Annotated in this window: 18 protein-coding genes; 7 read left to right on the top strand and 11 right to left on the bottom strand. The window is 61.5% G+C overall.

Annotated elements, in window-relative coordinates:
- The first annotated feature begins 30 nt into the window (after positions 1-30).
- The gene (locus tag B2S33_RS11845; protein ID WP_288650355.1) at positions 31-1,110 is read left to right on the top strand and encodes a polyamine ABC transporter substrate-binding protein; all 1,080 of its coding nucleotides are present in this window, start codon (positions 31-33) and stop codon (positions 1,108-1,110) included.
- Between the two features lie 109 nt (positions 1,111-1,219).
- On the opposite strand, the gene B2S33_RS11840 is transcribed toward B2S33_RS11845, so the two are convergent.
- Positions 1,220-2,803 carry a peptide chain release factor 3 gene (locus B2S33_RS11840; RefSeq protein ID WP_028687037.1) on the bottom strand — a complete coding sequence of 528 codons (1,584 nt, stop codon included), beginning with the start codon at positions 2,801-2,803 and terminating at the stop codon, positions 1,220-1,222.
- A 92-nt stretch (positions 2,804-2,895) separates the two neighbouring features.
- Positions 2,896-3,471 (bottom strand): hypothetical protein, encoded by a 576-nt coding sequence (locus B2S33_RS11835; RefSeq protein WP_288650354.1) that lies wholly within the window; start codon positions 3,469-3,471, stop codon positions 2,896-2,898.
- Between the two features lie 359 nt (positions 3,472-3,830).
- Between B2S33_RS11835 and B2S33_RS11830 the strand changes: the two genes are divergently transcribed.
- From B2S33_RS11830 to B2S33_RS11805, 6 genes are all read left to right on the top strand, one after another.
- Entirely contained in the window at positions 3,831-4,544 is a 714-nt protein-coding gene (locus B2S33_RS11830; RefSeq protein ID WP_027913703.1) for an ABC transporter permease, read from the top strand.
- 13 nt (positions 4,545-4,557) lie between these two features.
- Positions 4,558-5,469 (top strand): glycine betaine ABC transporter substrate-binding protein, encoded by a 912-nt coding sequence (locus B2S33_RS11825; RefSeq protein ID WP_288650353.1) that lies wholly within the window; start codon positions 4,558-4,560, stop codon positions 5,467-5,469.
- Positions 5,466-6,119, top strand: coding sequence for an ABC transporter permease (locus tag B2S33_RS11820; protein ID WP_027913701.1), 654 nt, complete (start codon positions 5,466-5,468; stop codon positions 6,117-6,119). The genes B2S33_RS11825 and B2S33_RS11820 overlap by 4 nt, the downstream gene beginning before the upstream one ends.
- Positions 6,116-7,273: a betaine/proline/choline family ABC transporter ATP-binding protein gene (locus B2S33_RS11815; RefSeq protein WP_288650351.1), complete on the top strand. Its 1,158-nt coding sequence runs from the start codon at positions 6,116-6,118 to the stop codon at positions 7,271-7,273. The genes B2S33_RS11820 and B2S33_RS11815 overlap by 4 nt, the downstream gene beginning before the upstream one ends.
- A gap of 470 nt (positions 7,274-7,743) precedes the next feature.
- Complete coding sequence (locus B2S33_RS11810; RefSeq protein ID WP_023533340.1) at positions 7,744-8,907, top strand: type III PLP-dependent enzyme; 1,164 nt, start codon at positions 7,744-7,746, stop codon at positions 8,905-8,907.
- Positions 8,908-9,097: 190 nt separating this feature from the next.
- Complete coding sequence (locus B2S33_RS11805) at positions 9,098-11,647, top strand: sulfite reductase flavoprotein subunit alpha (protein WP_288650350.1); 2,550 nt, start codon at positions 9,098-9,100, stop codon at positions 11,645-11,647.
- 50 nt (positions 11,648-11,697) lie between these two features.
- On the opposite strand, the gene B2S33_RS11800 is transcribed toward B2S33_RS11805, so the two are convergent.
- From B2S33_RS11800 to B2S33_RS11760, 9 genes are all read right to left on the bottom strand, one after another.
- Positions 11,698-12,489 carry an amidohydrolase gene (locus tag B2S33_RS11800; protein ID WP_288650349.1) on the bottom strand — a complete coding sequence of 264 codons (792 nt, stop codon included), beginning with the start codon at positions 12,487-12,489 and terminating at the stop codon, positions 11,698-11,700.
- Entirely contained in the window at positions 12,477-13,625 is a 1,149-nt protein-coding gene (locus tag B2S33_RS11795) for a pyridoxal phosphate-dependent aminotransferase (RefSeq protein WP_027913697.1), read from the bottom strand. The genes B2S33_RS11800 and B2S33_RS11795 overlap by 13 nt, the downstream gene beginning before the upstream one ends.
- A 132-nt stretch (positions 13,626-13,757) precedes the next feature.
- The gene (locus B2S33_RS11790) at positions 13,758-14,312 is read right to left on the bottom strand and encodes a hypothetical protein (RefSeq protein ID WP_027913696.1); all 555 of its coding nucleotides are present in this window, start codon (positions 14,310-14,312) and stop codon (positions 13,758-13,760) included.
- Positions 14,313-14,579: 267 nt separating this feature from the next.
- Positions 14,580-16,043 (bottom strand): ribosome biogenesis GTPase Der, encoded by a 1,464-nt coding sequence (gene der, locus B2S33_RS11785; protein WP_023533412.1) that lies wholly within the window; start codon positions 16,041-16,043, stop codon positions 14,580-14,582.
- 115 nt (positions 16,044-16,158) lie between these two features.
- Positions 16,159-17,301 (bottom strand): outer membrane protein assembly factor BamB, encoded by a 1,143-nt coding sequence (gene bamB, locus B2S33_RS11780; RefSeq protein ID WP_027913695.1) that lies wholly within the window; start codon positions 17,299-17,301, stop codon positions 16,159-16,161.
- Positions 17,302-17,943 (bottom strand): tetratricopeptide repeat protein, encoded by a 642-nt coding sequence (locus B2S33_RS11775; RefSeq protein WP_027913694.1) that lies wholly within the window; start codon positions 17,941-17,943, stop codon positions 17,302-17,304. It lies immediately after the preceding gene.
- 39 nt (positions 17,944-17,982) lie between these two features.
- The gene (hisS, locus tag B2S33_RS11770; protein WP_028687033.1) at positions 17,983-19,272 is read right to left on the bottom strand and encodes a histidine--tRNA ligase; all 1,290 of its coding nucleotides are present in this window, start codon (positions 19,270-19,272) and stop codon (positions 17,983-17,985) included.
- Between the two features lie 25 nt (positions 19,273-19,297).
- A complete protein-coding gene (gene ispG / locus B2S33_RS11765) occupies positions 19,298-20,407 on the bottom strand; it encodes a flavodoxin-dependent (E)-4-hydroxy-3-methylbut-2-enyl-diphosphate synthase (RefSeq protein ID WP_023533296.1) in 1,110 nt (369 codons plus the stop codon).
- A gap of 3 nt (positions 20,408-20,410) precedes the next feature.
- A partial coding sequence (locus B2S33_RS11760; RefSeq protein WP_288650348.1) for a DUF4115 domain-containing protein occupies positions 20,411-20,743 on the bottom strand: 333 nt, incomplete at its 5' end.

Genomic DNA, 20,743 nt, shown 5'->3' with positions numbered 1-20,743 from the left:
ATAACAACACACAAAGCAAGGTAACCCGATATGCGCACGCTTATCATCGCCCCCTTGATGCTGGCCGCCAGCGTGGCCAGCGCGGCAGAAACCGTCAAGATCTACAACTGGTCCAGTTACATCGCGCCCGACACCTTGAAGCAGTTCCAGCAAGCCACCGGCATCGTGCCCACCTACGACGTCTATGACAGCAACGAGACCCTCGATGGCAAGTTGATGACCGGCAATTCCGGCTACGACGTGGTGTTTCCCTCCAACCATTTCATGGCCCGGCAAATCCAGGGCAAAGCCCTCAAGCGCCTGGACAAGTCGCAGTTGCCCAACTGGAAGAACCTCAACCCAGTGCTGCTCAAGGCCCTGGAGGGCAATGACCCAGGCAACCAGTACGGGTTCCCGTACCTCTGGGGCAGCACGGGCATCGGCTACAACATCGACAAGGTCAAAGCTGTATTGGGCGACGACGCGCCGGTCGACTCCTGGGACCTGATCTTCAAGCCGCAGTACATGAGCAAGCTCAAAGGTTGTGGCGTGGCGGTGCTGGACAATGGCCCCGAGTTGCTACCCATCGCCTTGCATTACCTGGGGCTGCCCCACCATAGCCAGAACCCGGCCGACTACGACAAGGCCAAGGCGCTGCTGATGCAGGTGCGGCCGTACATCAGCTATTTCCATTCATCCAAGTACACGGCGGACCTGGCCAATGGCGACATCTGCGTGGTGGTCGGGTTCTCGGGGGACGTGCTCCAGGCAAAGAACCGCGCCGAGGAGGCCCACAACGGGGTCAAGGTCGGCTACTCGATACCCAAGGAGGGGGCGCCGATGTGGTTCGACATGGTGGCCATGCCCGCCGATGCGCCGGATGAAAAGGCCGGGTATGCCTACATGAACTACCTGCTGGAGCCGCAGGTGATGGCCGCCATCAGCAACCATGTGCAATACGCCAACGCCAACCTGCAAGCCGATGCGCTGGTTGACCCGGCGCTCAAGGCCAACACCATGATCTATCCGAGCGAAGCGGTGATGGGCAAGTTGTACGCGCTAGAAGCGATGCCGGCCAAGATAGACCGCATCAGGACGCGTATCTGGACCAGTGTGAAGGCGGGCAACTGATGTCTGCGCCTGCGAAAGTGGCAGGAAATGGTTGAGGTGAGCGAGGCGAACGTCGGGCCGCCCTGCTCGCGCAAGGGCCCGGCCAGCGAAGTGGCCGGGCCTTTTACGCTCAGTGGTGCTCGCGCGTGGCGCGGAACTTGACGTCAGGCCAGCGCTCTTCCATCAGCGACAGGTTGACCCGGGTGGGCGCCAGGTAGGTCAGGTGCCCGCCACCATCGATGGCCAGGTTCTCCATGGCCTTGTTCTGGAATTCCTCCAGCTTCTTCTTGTCGTCGCAGGCGATCCAGCGCGCCGACCACACGGTGATGGGCTCGTAGGCACACTCGACCTTGTATTCTTCCTTCAGGCGGCTGGCAACCACGTCGAACTGCAGCACACCGACCGCACCGAGGATGATGTCGTTGCTGCGCTCGGGGAAGAACACCTGGGTAGCACCTTCTTCGGCCAGCTGCTGCAGGCCCTGACGCAACTGCTTGGATTTCAGCGGGTCTTTCAGGCGCACGCGGCGGAACAGTTCCGGGGCGAAGTGCGGGATGCCGGTAAAGCCCAGCGCCTCGCCTTCGGTGAAGGTGTCACCGATCTGGATGGTGCCGTGGTTGTGCAAACCGATGATGTCGCCGGCGTAGGCTTCTTCGAGCTGCTCACGCTCGGACGAGAAGAAGGTCAGCGCATCGCCGATGCGAAGGTCCTTGTTCAGCCGCACGTGGCGCATTTTCATGCCCTTTTCGTACTTGCCCGAGCAGATGCGCATGAAGGCGATACGGTCCCGGTGTTTCGGGTCCATGTTCGCCTGGATCTTGAACACGAAGCCGGTGAATTTCTCTTCCACGGGCTCGACGGTACGCTCGTGGGCAACACGGCCCAGCGGGCGCGGCGCCCAGTCGACGACGGCATCGAGCACGTGGTCGACACCGAAGTTGCCCAGTGCGGTACCGAAGAACACAGGGGTCAGTTGACCGTTGATGAATTCGTCCTGGTCGAACTCGTGGCAAGCGCCCTGCACCAGCTCCAGCTGCTCGACGAACGCGTCGTACTGGTCGCCCAGGTGGGCGCGGGCTTCGTCCGAGTCCAGATTGCGAATGATCTTGGCTTCGGTGCGCTCGTGGCCGTGGCCGGGCGTGTAGACGATGATGTAGTCACCGGTCAGGTGGTACACGCCCTTGAAGTCACGGTAACACCCGATAGGCCAGGTAATCGGTGCGGCCTTGATCTTCAGAACGGCTTCGATTTCGTCGAGCAGTTCGATCGGGTCGCGAATGTCGCGGTCGAGCTTGTTGATGAAGCTGACGATGGGCGTGTCGCGCAGGCGGCATACGTCCATCAGGGCAATGGTACGCGGCTCTACACCTTTACCGCCGTCGAGCACCATCAGCGCCGAGTCCACCGCGGTGAGGGTGCGATAGGTGTCTTCGGAGAAGTCTTCGTGCCCGGGGGTGTCGAGCAGGTTGATCATGTGCTCTCGGTACGGGAACTGCATCACCGAAGTGGTGATGGAGATGCCGCGCTGCTTCTCCATTTCCATCCAGTCGGAGGTGGCGTGGCGGTCGGACTTGCGCGACTTCACGGTGCCGGCGACGGAGATGGCCTTGCCCATCAGCAACAGCTTCTCGGTGATGGTGGTCTTACCGGCGTCGGGGTGGGAAATGATTGCGAAAGTGCGGCGCTTCGCGACTTCGGCGGCCTGGTTGGTCATGGGAAATCGCCTGACTGGGGGATTTGAAAGGGGCGATATCATACCTGAACTCTGGCGTCAGGCCAAAACCTGCCGCCACGCGCTGGCCCGCCTCAATGATCGTCCATGAGCTCCTGGCCGACATGCAGAATGTCCAGTTCCAGGTCCATGGGCTGTCCACCCTCATTGACCACATAGGCAAACCAGTGACCTGCCACCGTTTCCTTGCGATAGGCCTGAAGCGGTATGTTCGAGCGGGTATGGATACGGCCACGAATCGTCTGCCCTGGTTCGACGATGGATGTCATGCTCCGCCACTCGCCACCCTCGTCCACCTGCATGAACTTCCACAATGTTTGCTCGCCGGGAGGTGCAGCATAGAGGCCGGCGTAGCCATTGTTGCTGCAGTCGAGGTGGCAATTGGCAGACTGAAAATCCCGCCCCGTCTTTCGGCTCCAAGACTGGATGTCGTAGTAAGGACGGCCAATCGCGGCGTCGAACAGGCAACGGAACATGAACATGTGTGGCGACTTTGTCACCAGAGAGGTGACGATCATCCAGTCATCGGCGGCGCGTGCGGCCTGTTGGCCGCGCTCGACCAATTTAGCGCAGTCCAGATACCCCGGCGCGTCCAGGGACAGACAACGTACCTGGGCGATGAACGATCGGTCATAACTGTAATTCAGCATGGCATGGGACCTGTGCAAGATTGAACAAAACGACTTTTTTCCAGTTCGCTACAGCCCAGTATTGAAGAGGCCTATGAGCGTAATGAGCACCTGGAAACAATGACTTGCGAGCTGCGCAGGGCTGGCCAAATGCTTCCCCAGATGGGAACCTTGGTGCCTTAGGAGACGTCCATTGCCCTGAGTTGCACCTCGACTCAGGGCTGGATTCATCAGCATCTTCGATGCCCGACGGGGCTCGACTCATTGCATGAACGCTCAGCTTCAACGGCATCATGCTGCTACTCGCGAACACACCACCGCTGCCCTCGAGGGCTGGCCATGAAGAAGTGTGCTCGCCGACGACAAGAAGGAGTCCACCTGTGGCGACACGCTACGGAAAAGGGCTGTTGGGATGGGCCGCCGTGCTCGTCATCCTGGCCCTGCTGGTCCATTGGATCGGCCTCGACACGATCGCGCGCTACCGCGACGATCTGACGTTCTACCTGCAAGCGCACCTGGTTCTGGTGCTGGCTTCGATGGCGGCGGCATTGGCCGTGGGCATCCCCGCCGGCATTGCCTTGAGTCGACCGCACAGGGTCGACAAAGCCGAGCGGTTCATGCAGTTCTTCAACATTGGCAACACCATCCCTCCCTTGGCCGTACTGGCCATCGCCCTGAGCGTGCTAGGCATCGGCGCAGGGCCTGCCATTTTCGCCCTGTTCCTCGCCTCCCTCCTGCCCATCGTGCGCAACACCTACGAAGGGCTGAAAAACGTTCCCGCCTCGCTCAAGGAAGCCGCTACCGGCATCGGCATGACGCCGCGCCAGCAGTTATGGCAGGTCGAGCTGCCCAACGCCGTGCCCATCATCGTCGGCGGCGTGCGTGTGGCGCTGGCACTGAACGTGGGCACCGCCCCGCTCGCCTTCCTGATCGGTGCCAACAGCCTGGGCAGCCTGATCTTCCCCGGCATCGCCCTGAACAACCAGCCCCAGCTTTTGCTGGGCGCCGCTTGCACGGCACTGCTGGCATTGCTGCTGGACGCACTGGTGACGTTCGCCAGCAAGCGCTGGCTGGAACGTGGCCTGGCCCAATAACCCGAGGAAAACCATGAAGAACGCAATCGCCTTGCTCCTGGGCGCGGTCCTGCTGTCGGCAGGTTTTGCCCAGGCGGCAGACAAACCGTTGATCCGTATCGGCGCCCGGGTATTCACCGAACAGACCGTGCTCGCCGAAATCACTGCCCAATACCTGCGCGCCCATGGCTTCGATGTGCGCGTCACTGGCGGCCTTGGCAGCAGCCTGGCACGTCAGGCGCAGGAAACCGGGCAGCTTGACCTGATGTGGGAATACACCGGGGTCTCGCTGGTGTCCTACAACCATGTCGAAGAACGCATGCCCAGCGCGGCGGCCACCTATGCCAGGGTCAAGGCTCTGGACGCCGAAAAGGGACTGGTCTGGCTCAAGCCTTCCAAGTTCAGCAACACCTATGCATTGGCTTTGCCTAGCGAAGTGGCCAAAGCCTACCCACAGGTCAACACCATCAGCCAGTTGAACCAGGTGTTGATGGACGAGCAGGCGCGCAAGCACGTGGTTGCGCTGGACACCGAGTTCGCCAACCGGCCCGACGGCCTGGATGGCCTGCAGGCGCGGTATGGCATGCAGCTGGGGCGCGCCAACATCCGCCAGATGGATGCAGGCCTGGTCTACACCGCGCTGCGCAATGCCCAGGTGTTCGCAGGCCTGGTGTACACCACCGATGGCCGGCTCAACGCGTTCAAGCTCAAGCTGCTCGAAGACGACAAGCACTACTTCCCGGATTACACGGCAGGCCCGGTGGTGCGCAAGGCCGTACTCGACGCTCACCCGCAGTTGGCCAGCCTGCTCGCGCCTCTGGCCGAGCAATTGGACGACGAGACCATGCGCCAGCTCAACGCCAAGGTCGATGTGCAGCATCAAAGCCCCTCCTCGGTCGCGGCCGACTTCCTGCGAGAACATCCCTTGAGGGAGGTGACGCCATGACATTGCTCGACACTTTCGCGCACCTGGACTGGGCCCTGGTGCTGCAGCTGACCTGGCAGCACATCATGTTGGTGGGCGTGGCCGTGGGCCTGGCCATCCTGATCGGGGTGCCGCTGGGCATCGTCATGACCCGCTTCCCGTTCCTGGCCGGGCCCGTGCAGGCCAGCGCGACGGTACTGCTGACCATCCCGTCGATCGCCCTGTTCGGGCTGCTGTTGCCGTTTTACTCCACGTTCGGCCAGGGCCTGGGCCCGCTGCCTGCCATCACGGCGGTGTTTCTCTATTCCCTGCTGCCGATCCTGCGCAACACCTACTTGGCGCTGACCAACGTCGAGCCCGGTATTCGCGAGGCTGCCCGGGGCATTGGCATGACCTTCGGCCAACGCCTGCGCATGGTCGAGTTGCCCATCGCGGTACCGGTGATTCTCGCCGGCGTGCGTACGGCCGTGGTGATGAACATCGGCGTAATGACCATCGCCGCCACCATCGGAGCCGGTGGCCTGGGCGTCCTCATCCTCACCTCCATCAGCCGCAGCGACATGTCGATGCTGCTGGTCGGCGCCGTGCTGGTCAGCCTGCTGGCGATCATCGCCGACCTGCTTCTGCAAACCCTGCAACGTGCCCTGACTCCAGAAGGAATGCGCTCATGATCGAACTGAAAAACCTCAGCAAGACCTTCAACGTCAACGGCAAGGACGTCAAGGCCGTGGACGCGGTCAGCCTCACGGTCAATGAAGGCGAAATCTGCGTGTTCCTGGGCCCGTCAGGGTGCGGCAAGAGCACCACCCTGAAGATGATCAACCGCCTGATCACACCCACCTCGGGGCAGGTGTTCATCAATGGCGAAGACACCAGCGGGCTGGACGAGGTCAGCCTGCGTCGTCACATCGGCTATGTGATCCAGCAGATCGGCCTGTTCCCGAACATGACCATCGAGGAGAACATCACCGTCGTCCCTCGCCTGCTCGGGTGGGACAAGCAGCGCTGCGCCGAGCGCGCCCGGGAGCTGATGCACATGATCAAGCTCGAACCCAAGCAGTACCTGCAGCGCTACCCCCGCGAACTCTCCGGGGGTCAGCAGCAGCGGATCGGGGTGATCCGCGCCTTGGCAGCCGACGCCCCGGTGCTGTTGATGGACGAACCGTTCGGCGCCGTGGACCCCATCAACCGGGAGATGATCCAGAACGAATTCTTCGAGATGCAGCGGGCCTTGAACAAGACCGTGATCATGGTCAGCCATGACATCGACGAAGCCATCAAGCTGGGCGACAAGATTGCCATCTTCCGTGCGGGCAAGCTGTTGCAGCTGGATCACCCGGACACCTTGCTGGCGCACCCGGCCGATGACTTCGTGAGCAACTTCGTCGGCCAGGACAGCACCCTGAAGCGGCTGCTGCTGGTACGTGCCGAAGATGCCGCTGACAATGCCCCGGCGGTAAGCCCGCAGACCCCAGTGCATGATGCGCTGGAGCTGCTGGATGAACATGATCGCCGCTACGTGGTGGTGACCGATGCCGCGAACAAGGCGCTTGGCTATGTGCGCCGACGCGACATGCACCGCCAGCAAGGCACGTGCGCCGACTTCCTACGGCCGTTCAACGCCACGGCGGCGCACGATGAGAACCTGCGTATCTTGTTGTCGCGCATGTACGAGTTCAACCGCGCCTGGTTCCCAGTACTGGACGCCGAGCAGGTGTTCCTGGGCGAGGTCACCCAGGAGTCGATTGCAGCCTACCTGAGTTCGGGCCGCTCGCGCGGAGCGAAATCCACCATCGTCTCGCCCGCCGAGATGGTGACGTCCTAAAAGCCTCTCATCGCAAAAAAAAGACGTGACGAGGGCGGACGGAACAAAAAATTCACGGGCCGTTTTCTGAACGCCCGTACCAGGCTCGGGTGGCCATAAATATGAACACCCGAGCCTACCTTTCGCACCGCTCGATCATCTCCAAAAGCACGTCGTGCCCATGCAGAGGGGCTTGGGTTTAAGCCCCCTGCTAAGGGCTATTCCACAATTCTTTACGTCTGAAGCGCACTGGGGAACATCAGCCGCTCACATGGGTCGTTTATCCCAGGCGTGGCAGCTCGATCATCGCCGATTCATCAGGGATTGCCTGTTGATTCTGCCGAGTTCACGCCCTAAAGTGCGCGCCGAACGTCCATGCTGGAAACGATCCATCCGGCTCAAGTACTGAGTAGGCGAACCAAAGTGGGGATACGGAGGACGTTCAGTTTGCAGCCACTTAAATTTTCAGTTTGCCCATGGAGTCCCTGAGCATGTCGATCCAGGTCGAAGACTATTTCGCACGCGACACCTTCCAGAAAATGAAGGCGTTTGCCGACAAGCAGGAAACGCCGTTCGTACTCATCGATACCCAGATGATCAGCAAGGCTTATGACGACCTGCGCGCCGGGTTCGAATTCGCCAAGGTGTACTACGCCGTCAAGGCCAACCCAGCCGTCGAGATCATCGACCTGCTCAAGGACAAGGGTTCGAACTTCGACATCGCCTCCATCTACGAGCTGGACAAGGTGATGAACCAGGGTGTCAGCGCCGACCGCATCAGCTACGGCAACACCATCAAGAAATCCAAGGACATTCGCTACTTCTACGAGAAGGGCGTGCGCCTGTACGCCACTGACTCCGAGGCAGACCTGCGCAACATCGCCAAGGCCGCGCCGGGTTCGAAAGTGTACGTACGTATCCTGACCGAAGGCTCCACCACCGCTGACTGGCCGCTGTCGCGCAAGTTCGGTTGCCAGACCGACATGGCCATGGACCTGTTGATCCTCGCCCGCGACCTGGGCCTGGTGCCCTATGGCATCTCCTTCCACGTGGGCTCGCAACAGCGCGACATCAGCGTGTGGGACGCCGCCATCGCCAAGGTGAAGGTGATCTTCGAACGGCTCAAGGAAGAAGACGGTATCGAACTGAAGCTGATCAACATGGGCGGCGGCTTCCCGGCCAACTACATTACCCGCACCAACAGCTTGGAAACCTATGCCGAAGAGATCATTCGCTTCCTCAAGGAAGACTTCGGTGACGACTTGCCAGAAATCATCCTGGAGCCGGGCCGTTCGCTGATTGCCAACGCCGGCATCCTGGTCAGCGAAGTGGTGTTGGTGGCACGCAAGTCGCGCACGGCCGTCGAGCGCTGGATCTACACCGACGTCGGCAAGTTCTCGGGCCTGATCGAAACCATGGACGAGTCCATCAAGTTCCCGATCTGGACCGAGAAAAAGGGCGAAACCGAGGAAGTGGTCATCGCCGGGCCTACCTGTGACAGCGCCGACATCATGTACGAGCACTACAAGTATGGTCTGCCGCTGAACCTGGCCATTGGCGATCGCCTGTACTGGCTGTCGACCGGTGCCTATACCACCAGCTACAGCGCGGTGGAGTTCAATGGGTTCCCGCCGCTCAAAGCCTTCTACCTGTAATCCATGACGGGGCCCAAAGGCCCCGTTTTCATGTCTGCGCAATAAAGCCGACCGCACGTTGGTCACCGGCGCTACACCTCCCGCCACTCACCTTGTGAATGTGAACGAATCTCAATTGCCGCGTACTGGAGCTTCCATTAACATCCGCCAGCGCGACGCAGGGTGCGGCGGCGATACAAGGTGATCGAAGGTGTTGAAGAAGACGCTGTTCCAGCTGCATTGGTTATTCGGCATCACGGCCGGGCTGGTTCTTGCAGTGATGGGTATCACCGGGGCGCTCTATTCGTTTCAGGACGAACTGCTGGGCGCGTTCAATGCCGATGTGCTGCGCGTGGAGGTACGCCCAGAGGGCGTGCTGCCGCCTGCTGAACTGGTGCGGCGGGTCGAGGCCCAGCAACACGACAAGGTCGCCATGCTGTGGGTCGACGTCCGTGAAGGCGAAGCCGCCAGGATCTTCTTCACACCTGCACCGGGCGAGCGGCGCGGCCCGTTGCGCTACGCAGATCCGTATACGGGCCAGTTGCTGGGCGAGGTGTCTGGGCAAGGCTTCTTCACCCTCATGCTCACGCTTCACCGCTTTCTGGCCATGGGCGACACGGGCAGGCAGATCACCGGTGCCTCGACGCTGCTGTTGGTGTTCTTCTGCCTGTCGGGCCTGTACCTGCGTTGGCCGCGCAATGCCACGAACTGGCGAACCTGGCTGACGCTGGATTGGGCCAAGAAAGGCCGCGCGTTCAACTGGGACCTGCACGCCGTGGCAGGCACTTGGTGCCTGCTCTTCTACCTGCTATTTGCCCTGACGGGCCTGTTCTGGTCCTACGAATGGTACCGCGAAGGCCTGAACCGGCTACTGGCCGATCCGCCGGTCGCTGGGCAGCCACAGGCGCAAAAAGCCCGGCGCCACGGGGCTGCGCCCATCGACCCAAACGCACCGGCGCTGAACGTCGACTACAACGCCCTCTGGGCCAGCCTGCGCAACGCCGCGGGTCCAGGCCTTGCCAGCTACAACCTGCGCCTGCCCCCAGTTGGCGGTCAACCTGCCAACGTGTTCTACCTGCTCGATGACGCCGACCACCCCAGGGCATTCGACACCTTGGTCCTGGACCCTGCCAATGGCAAGGTTAGCCGTCACGAACGCTACAGTGACAAGTCACTCAAGGCCCAATTGCTCCAGAGCGTGTACGCGCTGCATGTCGGCGAATACTTTGGCCTGGTTGGACGCATCGTTCTGACCTTGGCCAGCCTGGCCATGCCAATCTTCTTCGTCACGGGCTGGCTGCTCTACCTGGATCGACGACGCAAGAAACGTCAGGTTCGGGCTGCCCGCCGCCACGTGACCTGCGATGAGGTCAACAGCGAGAGCTGGCTGATCGGCTACGCCAGCCAGAGTGGTACGGCCGAGCAACTGGCCTGGCACAGCGCCGGGCAACTGCAAGCGGCGGGTTTGCCGGTGCAGGTCAGGGCATTGGGTACGTTGTGTGAAGACGATCTGCGTCAGGCACGCCGTGCGCTGTTCGTCGTCAGCACCTTCGGGGATGCAGACGCCCCTGACAGCGCGCGAGGCTTTGAGCGCAACGTGCTGGGTCAGCCTTTGTCCTTGCAGACGCTCAGCTATGCCCTGCTGGCGCTGGGTGATCGTCAATACCCACAGTTCTGCGGATTCGCCCGCAGGCTTCAGGCGTGGTTGACCGAGCGGGGTGCTCGCTGTGCGTTCAGCCCCATAGAGGTGGACAACGTCGATCAGGCAGCCCTTCAGCAGTGGCATCAGGCGCTGGCGCTTCTGACCGGCACCGCGCCGGTATCCGCTTGGCAAGCTCCCCGTTTTGGCAACTGGTCGCTGATACGCCGTGAACTGCTCAACCCTGGCAGCCAGGGCCATCCGGTCTACCTGCTTGGTCTGCAAGCGCAAGCGCCTGCCGTGTGGGAAGCTGGCGACCTGGTGGAGATTCTGCCGCTCAACGGTCGGCCGAGGGTCGATGCCTTCATCAAAAGCCTGGGGCTGGAGGCGGACACGCAGGTGCAGGTCGAAGGGGTGGTAGAAACGCTTGCCCAAGCACTTGCCGGCCGTCAGTTACCTGCCGTCGGTGAGCATCTGGTCGGGCTGCATGCCCAGGCGGTGGTGGACGCACTGGTGCCCCTCGGCAGCCGCGACTATTCCATCGCGTCAATTGCCAGTGATGGCGTGCTGGAGCTGATCGTGCGCCAGGAGCGCCATCCAAGCGGCGAGGTGGGCGTAGGCTCTGGTTGGCTGACCAAGTACCTGCCGCTCGACGGCACGCTGAGCCTGAGGCTAAGGCGCAACAGCGGCTTCCATGCGCCCCAGGGTAATGTGCCGATGATCCTGATCGGCAACGGCACGGGCCTGGCCGGCCTGCGCAGTCTGCTACGGGCTCGCGTCGCCGCGGGCGAGCGGCGTAACTGGTTGCTGTACGGCGAACGCAACCGTGCTCATGATTTTCTGTGTGGCCAGGAGCTGCAAGGGTTGCTCGCCGCTGGCGATCTGGCACGGCTGGACCTGGCGTTCTCTCGCGACCAGGCTGAAAAAATCTACGTGCAGGATGTGTTGTTGCAGCAGGCGGCATTGTTCAAACGCTGGATGGATGAAGGTGCCTGCGTATACGTCTGCGGCAGCCTGCAGGGCATGGCCGCGGGTGTCGATGCGGCACTCGCAGGCCTGCTTGGGGACGCTGCGGTGCAACGGCTGATCGAAGAGGGGCGCTACCGGCGGGATGTGTACTGACCGGCAGCCAGGCGGCTTTCTGGCATTGATCTTCCGGAACCTCGCTGCACTCAGTGCAGCTCGAAGGTATCGGCGTCCAAGTTGGCCGGGAACTTGGCTCTATAGGCAGCGAGATCCGAGGCACTCAATACCACAGTGAACACGCCATCTGCCTCTCCAGCGCTAAGCAAGCTCTCGCCCTGAAAATCCAGTACCTGGCTATCACCGCTGTACGCGAAACTCTTGCCGTCAGTGCCCACCCGGTTCACAGCCGCGACATAGCACAGGTTTTCGATCCCTCGCGCCGGAAGCAGACGGTTCCAGTGCAGGCGACGTGCTGCCGGCCAGTTGGCCGTGTACAACAGCAGGTCGGTGTACGTGGCATCCCGGCTCCAGACTGGGAAGCGCAGGTCGTAGCAGATGAGCGGGCGAATACGCCATCCCTTGAGCTCGAACTGCACCTGACGCTCGCCCGGCGTGTAGTGCTCATGCTCACCAGCCATGCGGAACAGATGACGCTTGTCGTAGTGCAGGATCTCGCCATCTGGCCTTGCCCAGAGCAGGCGGTTACGGTGACTGCCATCGGCCGCCTGAATGATCACGCTGCCCGTGACCACGGCATTGCACTTTTTCGCCTGAGCCTTGAGCCATTTGTACGTCGGGCCATTCTCCGGCTCGGCGAGGCTCTTGGACTGCATGGAAAACCCGGTGGTGAACATTTCCGGCAAGATCACCAGGTCCACCTCGCCCACCTGCTCGAGCAGCACATCGAAATGGGCGAAGTTGGCTTCCCGGTCGTGCCAGGCAAGTGTGGTCTGCACCAGGGCCAGCCTGAGGTCAGGCAGCGTACTCAGATCGCGCATAGTTTCTCCGCCGCCTGACGCAGCGTCTCCTCTCGTTTGGCAAAGCACAGGCGCAGCAGTCGCTGACCGGGAACAGGTTGCTGGTAGAACACCGAGATCGGGATGGTGGCCACGCCATGCTCGCGGGTCAACCACGTCGCCATCTGCACGTCATCGAGGTCCGGTCGGATGTTCGAATAGTCAACCAACTGAAAGTAAGTGCCGGCTGTGGGGGTGAAGCTGAATCGCGAATCCTGCAACAAGCCGCAACACAGGTCGCGCTTGGCTTGATAGAAAGCCGGTAACGCATCGACATGTTCCGGATGCTCGGCCATGAAGTCAGCCAGGGCGTACTGCAACGGGGTCACGCCGCAAAAGTTGACGTATTGATGCACCTTGCGCAGTTCGCCGGTGAGGGCCGGCGGTGCGATGACATAGCCGGTCTTCCAACCGGTGACGTGGTACGTCTTGCCAAAGGAGCTGACCACGAACGCACGTCTGTAGAGCTGCTCGTGAGCCAGTACGCACGCATGCTTCACGTCGTCGTAGACCAGGTGTTCGTAGACTTCATCGCTGAGTACGTAGATATCTCGATCGGCGATCAGCTGGGCCAGCTGATCCAGATCCTTGCTGGAAAGCAAGGCACCGCTGGGGTTATGGGGCGAGTTGAGCACGACCAGACGTGTGCGTGGCGTAAGGGCGTCCGCGAGCTGCTGCCAATCGATGGAAAAATCGCCAGGGTCCAGTTGCAGATGCACGCACCGGCCACCGGCCAGCGCCACCGAGGGCGCGTAGCTGTCGTAGCAGGGGTCGAAGATGATGACCTCGTCCCCTGGCTGCACGACAGCCTGGATAGCGCAGAAGATCGCCTCCGTCGCGCCGGGCGTAATCGTCACTTCATGGTCGGGGTCCACCGTGACACCGTAGAGCCGCTTGACCTTGATGGTCACCTGCTGGCGTAAGGCTGCAAGGCCCGACATGGGCGCGTATTGATTGTGGCCTGCCATGACATGCCGGCCCACCGACTCGAGCAGGGCTTGGGGCCCGTTGAAATCCGGGAAGCCCTGCGAAAGGTTCAGCGCACCGGTCTGGGCGGCGAGCTCTGACATGGTGGTGAAGATGGTCGTGCCGACGTTCGGCAATTTGCTGGGGATCATGGCGCCCTTGCTCCTGGTGCAGCCGGCACGGAAAGAAAGCACGAGCATAGCGGATCGTTTCGTCGGGAAGAAGCCAGTCAAGGCGTGAGTCGCACGTCACAGGCTTTCCCGAAGATCACTGTCGGGGCTAGTTCAACCTTCTGCTGGAGCGACGAACTCCAGTATGAAGGTCGCTGCGGGCGCCACGTCCTTGGTATGGTAGCGCAACCTGTCGCTTGGCTGGCTCTCCCAAACGGGTACCTTCTTCGTAGCATTGGGCGTGAGGCCGAACCAAGTCCAGCCTACGGGGACTTCTTTGTAGCCCACGAGCACACGATCGTGGGCTGAGACGTAGCGGGCATCGAGGGTTTGCAATTGAACCTGGTTAACATTGGGCTCGCCGTCAACGTTTCCAGCCAGGTGACTGATTTGCAGAGCAGGACCGGGTGTGCCCAGCTCTTCGCCCGACGCATGAAGCACGCGCCCACCACGTCCAGTGACCTGCTTGCCTGCTGACGTTCGAAACTCAAAAGCCACACCCCCCTCGAGCGATGGGTGGGCGAGCATTCCGATGTCGAAGCACTCGGGCGTATCCAGCGATCCTGCTACCTGCAGTTCATTCAAATGATTGACGATGATTGCATAACGCTCGCCGTCCTCAAGCAGATAGAGCTTGCCTTTGGTTTTTTTTAAGTAAATATCGTTCATGACGTTCCCTCCATTGATCTAACACATCATTCACACGTACGTGAATAGCCAACGCCCCCCGCGCGGGGAGCACGGACTGAGCGCCTTGTGCACCACACGCACACAAACTACCGGTGCAATGTGGAGAGCGGCATAGATCAATGTTTCCTCCCGAGCTTGGCTGCATGGCCGCACTCGCGAGGAAACAGGAACACAGGTGCGGCGCTAGAAATGCGCAGCACGGCGGGCGAGGACCTGTACAGACACTGTAACGGGTCCGGCAGGCGCCTATCGCTTATCGCGGCGTTTCTTCTCGGCTTTCTTGTGGTGCGACATCAAGCGACGTTTCTTGTTGACCTGGCGGTCTGTGAGGGTGTTCTTCTTGCCCTCGTAGGGGTTTTCACCGCCTTTGTACTCGATGCGAATCGGCGTGCCGACCAGCTTGAGCACGCGACGGTAAGTGTTTTCCAGGTAACGCGAGTACGACTTGGGAATGCTGTCGGTTTGGTTGCCGTGGATCACGATCAGCGGCGGGTTGGCCCCGCCCAGGTGCGCATAACGCAGCTTGATGCGACGGCCATTGACCAGCGGCGGCTGGTGCTCGCTGACGGCGTCTTCGAGGATCTGCGTCAGGCGGCTGGTTGGCCAGCGGGTCACAGCTGAGGTGAACGCGGCCTGCACCGATTTGTACAGGTTGCCCACGCCCGTGCCGTGCAGGGCGGAAATGAAGTGGATATCGGCGAAATCGACGAAGAACAGCCGGCGCTCCAGCTCGGTCTTCACATAGGCACGCTCACCCGGCTCCATGCCATCCCACTTGTTCAGGGCGATGACGATGGCGCGGCCAGCTTCCAGAGCAAAGCCCAGCAAGTTCAGGTCGTGATCGACCACCCCTTCGCGAGCATCCATGACGAAGATCACCACGTTGGCGTCCTTGATCGCCTGCAGCGTCTTCACCACCGAGAACTTTTCGACTTCCTCGTGGATCTTGCCGCGCTTGCGCACACCGGCGGTGTCGATGAAGGTGTACTTGTCACCATCACGCTCGAAGGGAATGTAGATACTGTCGCGCGTCGTACCCGGCTCGTCGTAGACCACCACACGCTCTTCACCGAGCATGCGGTTGACCAGGGTCGACTTGCCGACGTTGGGGCGACCAATGATGGCAATCTTGATGCCATCCTTTTCGCTTGGGCCAGGGATGCGAACGGCCTCTTCGCCTTCGGCGACATCCTGGTCCAGGGCTTCTTCTTCGGCATCGCGCGGCAAGTGACCGAGTACGGCCTCCATCAACGCGTTGATGCCTCGACCCTGGGAGCCTGCCACCGGAATGGCATTGCCCATGCCCATTGGCGAGAACTCAGCGCGAGCGACGTCAGCGTCGATGTTGTCGATCTTGTTGGCGACCAGAATCGCCGCCTTGTTGCGCTTGCGCAGGTGCTCGGCAATCATCTGGTCTGCCGCTGTCATGCCCGCTCGGGCATCGACCAGGAACAGCACATAGTCGGCTTCTTCGATGGCCATGAGCGACTGCTCGGCCATTTTTTCGTCCATGCCCACTTCATCACCGGTGATGCCACCGGTGTCGATGAGGATGAAGGAGCGACCCTGCCAGCTGGCATCACCATACTGGCGATCACGGGTCAGGCCCGACAGGTCACCCACGATGGCATCGCGGGTCTTGGTCAGGCGGTTGAACATGGTGGATTTGCCGACGTTCGGACGGCCCACCAGGGCGATTACGGGAACCATTCGGCTCTCCACTCTTGAATTCTTGAAAATACAAAGGCCGCTGCAAGGCAGCGGCCGGAGTTCGGGCGGCGTGTCCTACGCCGCAGCCTGAAGCCGCACGGCTTCAAGCATAGCTTCAGCGGATGGTCAGTGCCTCGAGCTTGCCGCTGTTGCCGAAGACATAGATGGTGTCACCCACCACCAATGGCCGTGCACGCAGGCCACTGCTGTCGACACGCTCACGGCCAACGAAGCGACCGTCGACTTGGCTGAGCAGGTGCAGGTAGCCTTCGAAGTCGCCTACTGCCACGTAGCTGCTGTACACCTCGGGGGCGGTCAGCTGGCGGCGGGCCATGGCATCGTTGGACCACAGGGCGCTGGAGGAACGCTCATCGACGCTTTCCACGGTACCCGAGGCTTCGCTCACGTAAACGTTGCCAAAGCCCTGGGCGACCCCGACGTAGCTGGAAGCATCACGCTGCCAGAGCACGCGGCCACTTTCCAGATCCAGGCCCGCAACGCGCCCCTGGTAGGTGCTGACGTACAGGGTACCACCCGAGAGCAGCAAGCCGCCGTCGATGTCGACGACACGCTCAAGCTCGGAACGGCCCTGGGGGATCGCCACACGGCTTTCCCATACAGGTACGCCATTGCTGATGTCGACTGCCACGACCTTACCGGTGGACAGGCCAGCAACCGCCAGGCGGTTGGTCACGATCGGCGCGCCGGTACCGCGCAGGGTCAGTACTGCCGGGGTGCTTTCATAAATCCAGCGACGATCACCGGTAGCAGCATCCAGGCCGATCAGGCGATCATCCTGGGTCTGCACCACTACCACATCACCGTTGTTGGCCGGGGGCGCCAGCACTTCGCTGGTCACCCGGGCGCGCCAGCGCTCCTCGCCGGTGCTCGAATCCAGGGCGATCACTTCACCCTTGAGGGTGCCGAGCATCACCAGACCGTAGCCTACGCCGACCGCGCCAGAAACCGGCAGGTCAAGGTCCTTGTTCCACACCACGTTGCCCGTGATGCGGTCCAGGGCATAGACATCGCCGGTGACGTCGGAGGCATAGATCCGGTCGTTCTCGATGGCCGGCACGAGGGTGTTGTAGGTTTCACCCTGACCGTCACCGATGGAGCGGCTCCACTGCTTCTTGAGCACCACTTCCTCGGTGAACTTGGTCAGTTCGGCAGGAGGCAATTCCTTCTTGCTGTTGCTGCTGCACCCTGCGGCCAATACCGCCAAGGTCAGCACTGCTGCTTGTTTCCAACCGATCACTTACGCGTCCCCTCTGGCCAGATCATCGAGCTTCAACTGCAAGCCACCCACTGCCGCCTCGTCGGACAACGCAGCCTTGGCCTTTTCGTAAGCACCGTGCGCGTCATCAGCGCGGCCCAGCTGTACCAGCAGGTCCCCTTTCAACTCCTCGCGACTGGCGAGGAAGGCTTTCTCGGCATCCCCGTCAAGCAACTTGAGGGCATCCTCGGCCTTGTTCTGGGCGGCCAGCACACGGGCCAGACGCTGGCGTGCGATCTCGCCAAGGGTGGCGTCTGCCGGCTTGTCCAGCACAGCCTTGAGTTCGCCAGCGGCATCGTCGAGCTTGCCGCTCTCGACCGCTACCTTGGCCACGAACAGGCTGCCGTACTGGGCATAGGCAGTGCCGCCGAACTCGCTCTTGAGCTTGCCGGCCAGTTCCGCAACCCGGGTGGCGTCCGGCTGACCCGTAGGCGTGAGGCTGGTTTCCAGTAGCGCCTGATACAACTGCGAGGCACCTTGCGACTGGTTGTTCTGGTACTTGTGCCAGGTGTTCCAGCCCAGCACTACCACGCCGGCGAGCAACGCACCGGTCAGCAGCGGCTTGCCGTTACGGTTCCACCAGTCCTTGACCCCTGCCAGGTCATCATCATCGGTACTCGACACCCCAATACTCCTTTTCGCCTATTCGCTCGTTGAACCGCGTTACGCCTGCGCGATCGCGGTTTCCAGGTGCCCTGCAAGGGCATCCCAGGCAATGTTCTGTTGTTCGCCCTGACCACGCAGGGGTTTGAAGCCGACTTCCTGTTTGGCCAACTCATCATCGCCAAGAATCAAGGCGAACAGCGCGCCGCTCTTGTCGGCTTTCTTGAACTGGCTTTTGAAACTGCCCCCGCCCGCATTCACGGCCAGACGCAGGCCCGGCAGGCGGTCACGCACCGCTTCGGACAGACGCAGGCCCGCCAACTCGGCCTGCTCACCAAAAGCGCAGAGGTAGACATCGACCTGACGGCTGATGGAGTCCGGTACCTTGCCAAGGGTTTCAAGCAGCAGAATCAGGCGCTCGATACCCATGGCAAAGCCAACGCCAGGTGTAGGCTTGCCGCCCATTTGCTCCACCAGCCCATCGTAGCGGCCGCCGGCACACACCGTACCCTGGGCACCAAGCTTGTCGGTGACCCACTCGAAGACGGTCTTGCTGTAGTAGTCCAGCCCCCGCACCAGCTTGGTGTTGAGCACGAATGGAATGCCGGCAGCGTCCAGGCGGGCCTTCAGGCCTGCGAAGTGCGCACGGGATTCTTCGTCCAGGTAATCTTCGAGCTTCGGCGCATCGACCAGCACCGCCTGGGTGTTGGTGTCCTTGCTGTCGAGGATGCGCAGCGGATTGCTCTTGAGGCGGCGCTGGCTGTCCTCGTCCAGTTGCTCCAGGCGCGCGGACAGGAACTCCACCAACGCGTCGCGGTAGCGGGCGCGCGCTTGGCTGGTGCCAAGGCTGTTGAGTTCGAGCTTGACCGCATCCTGAATGCCCAGCAAGCCCCACAGGCGCCAGGTCAGCATGATCAACTCGGCATCGATGTCCGGGCCATCGAGGTTGAACACCTCCACACCGATCTGGTGGAACTGCCGGTAGCGGCCCTTCTGGGGACGCTCGTGGCGGAACATCTGCCCGATGTACCACAGCTTCTGCACCTGGCCATTGCCGGTGATGCCATGCTCCAGCACCGCGCGAACACAGGCCGCAGTCCCTTCCGGACGCAGTGTGAGCGAGTCACCGTTGCGGTCTTCGAAGGTGTACATTTCCTTTTCGACGATATCGGTCACTTCACCGATCGAGCGCTTGAACAGCTCGGTGAACTCCACGATGGGCGTGCGGATCTGGCTGTACCCGTAGGTGTCCAGCAGGCCGGCAACGGTACCCTCGAAATAGCGCCACAATGGCGACTGCTCGGGCAGGATGTCGTTCATGCCACGGATGGCTTGCAGCGATTTGCTCACGAATGATCCTTACGAATTCTGTGTATCAGCCACGGGCGATCAACGCCGCGTCGGCTTCGACCTTCTCGGCCGCTTTCTGACGGATGAGCCTTTCGAGATCATCGACCAGGTTGTCGTTGGTCAGTTTCTGCGCCGGTTTACCGTCGATGTAGACCAGGTTGGGCGTACCACCGGTCAGGCCGACATGCGCTTCCTTGGCCTCCCCCGGGCCATTGACCACACAGCCGATGACGGCCACGTCCAGCGGCACCAGCAGGTCCTCGAGGCGCCCTTCGAGCTCGTTCATGGTTTTTACCACATCGAAATTCTGCCGCGAGCAGCTCGGGCAGGCGATGAAGTTGATGCCTCGGGAACGCAAGTGCAGGGACTTGAGGATGTCATAGCCTACCTTGACCTCCTCCACCGGGTCTGCCGCCAGCGAAATGCGGATGGTATCGCCAATGCCTTCGGCCAGCAGCATACCTAGGCCAACGGCAGATTTCACCGTACCCGAGCGCAGGCCACCGGCTTCGGTGATTCCCAGGTGCAGGGGTTGCACGATCTGCCGTGCCAGCAGGCGATAGGCCTCGACGGCCATGAACACGTCCGACGCCTTGACGCTGACCTTGAAATCCTGGAAGTCGAGACGATCGAGGTGTTCCACATGGCGCAGCGCCGATTCGACCAGCGCTGCGGGCGTAGGCTCGCCGTACTTTTTCTGCAGGTCCTTTTCCAGTGAGCCTGCGTTGACGCCGATACGGATTGGAATACCACGGTCGCGAGCGGCGTCAACGACAGCCCTGACCCGGTCTTCACGGCCGATATTGCCAGGGTTGATGCGCAGGCAGTCCACACCCAACTCGGCCACGCGCAGGGCAATCTTGTAGTCGAAGTGAATGTCGGCGACCAGCGGCACGCTGACCTGCTGCTTGATGCGGCCGAAGGCTTCGGCGGCGTCCATGTCAGGTACCGACACGCGAACGATGTCCACACCGGCATCGACCAGACGCTGGATCTGCCCCACCGTGGCGGCGACATCATTGGTATCGGTGTTGGTCATGCTCTGCACTGCAATGGGCGCATCACCGCCCACCGGCACATTGCCGACCCATATCTTGCGGGATTCGCGACGTTTGATCGGGGATTGGCCGTGCATGAATTACTGTCCCAACTTCAGGCGAGCGGTTTCGCCACTGGTGAACGGGGCAACGTCGACGGCCTGGCCGTTGTAGCTGACCTTGGCGCCACGGGCAAAGCCCAGACGTACCGCAAACGGAGGCTTGCCAGTCAGCTCGAGGTTGTCCCCCTTGCGCTTGATGCCGCTGAACAGCACCTTGCCGTTGCCATCGGAAACCTGGGTCCAGCAATCGGCGACGAACTCAATCGCGACCTTGCCGCTGCCTGCTGGCACGGCGGCGGGCTCGGCGGCGGCTGCACTGGTTGCAGGGGCGGCTGCCGCCGGCGCGCTGGCAAGAGGGGTAGCGTTGGCCGG

Source organism: Pseudomonas sp. UBA5568, from assembly GCF_002425525.1.
Lineage (GTDB): Bacteria > Pseudomonadota > Gammaproteobacteria > Pseudomonadales > Pseudomonadaceae > Aquipseudomonas > Aquipseudomonas fulva.
This window is presented reverse-complemented; position numbering and strand designations above follow the sequence as displayed.

Bases quoted from the DNA above. Each gene is read 5' to 3' on its own strand.
- B2S33_RS11820 (WP_027913701.1), top strand. From the start codon at position 5,466: ATGACATTGCTCGACACTTTCGCGCACCTGGACTGGGCCCTGGTGCTG.
- B2S33_RS11840 (WP_028687037.1), bottom strand. From the start codon at position 2,803: ATGACCAACCAGGCCGCCGAAGTCGCGAAGCGCCGCACTTTCGCAATC.
- B2S33_RS11800 (WP_288650349.1), bottom strand. From the start codon at position 12,489: ATGCGCGATCTGAGTACGCTGCCTGACCTCAGGCTGGCCCTGGTGCAG.
- B2S33_RS11835 (WP_288650354.1), bottom strand. From the start codon at position 3,471: ATGCTGAATTACAGTTATGACCGATCGTTCATCGCCCAGGTACGTTGT.
- B2S33_RS11790 (WP_027913696.1), bottom strand. From the start codon at position 14,312: ATGAACGATATTTACTTAAAAAAAACCAAAGGCAAGCTCTATCTGCTT.
- B2S33_RS11845 (WP_288650355.1), top strand. From the start codon at position 31: ATGCGCACGCTTATCATCGCCCCCTTGATGCTGGCCGCCAGCGTGGCC.
- ispG (WP_023533296.1), bottom strand. From the start codon at position 20,407: ATGCACGGCCAATCCCCGATCAAACGTCGCGAATCCCGCAAGATATGG.
- B2S33_RS11815 (WP_288650351.1), top strand. From the start codon at position 6,116: ATGATCGAACTGAAAAACCTCAGCAAGACCTTCAACGTCAACGGCAAG.
- B2S33_RS11825 (WP_288650353.1), top strand. From the start codon at position 4,558: ATGAAGAACGCAATCGCCTTGCTCCTGGGCGCGGTCCTGCTGTCGGCA.
- B2S33_RS11795 (WP_027913697.1), bottom strand. From the start codon at position 13,625: ATGATCCCCAGCAAATTGCCGAACGTCGGCACGACCATCTTCACCACC.
- der (WP_023533412.1), bottom strand. From the start codon at position 16,043: ATGGTTCCCGTAATCGCCCTGGTGGGCCGTCCGAACGTCGGCAAATCC.
- B2S33_RS11810 (WP_023533340.1), top strand. From the start codon at position 7,744: ATGTCGATCCAGGTCGAAGACTATTTCGCACGCGACACCTTCCAGAAA.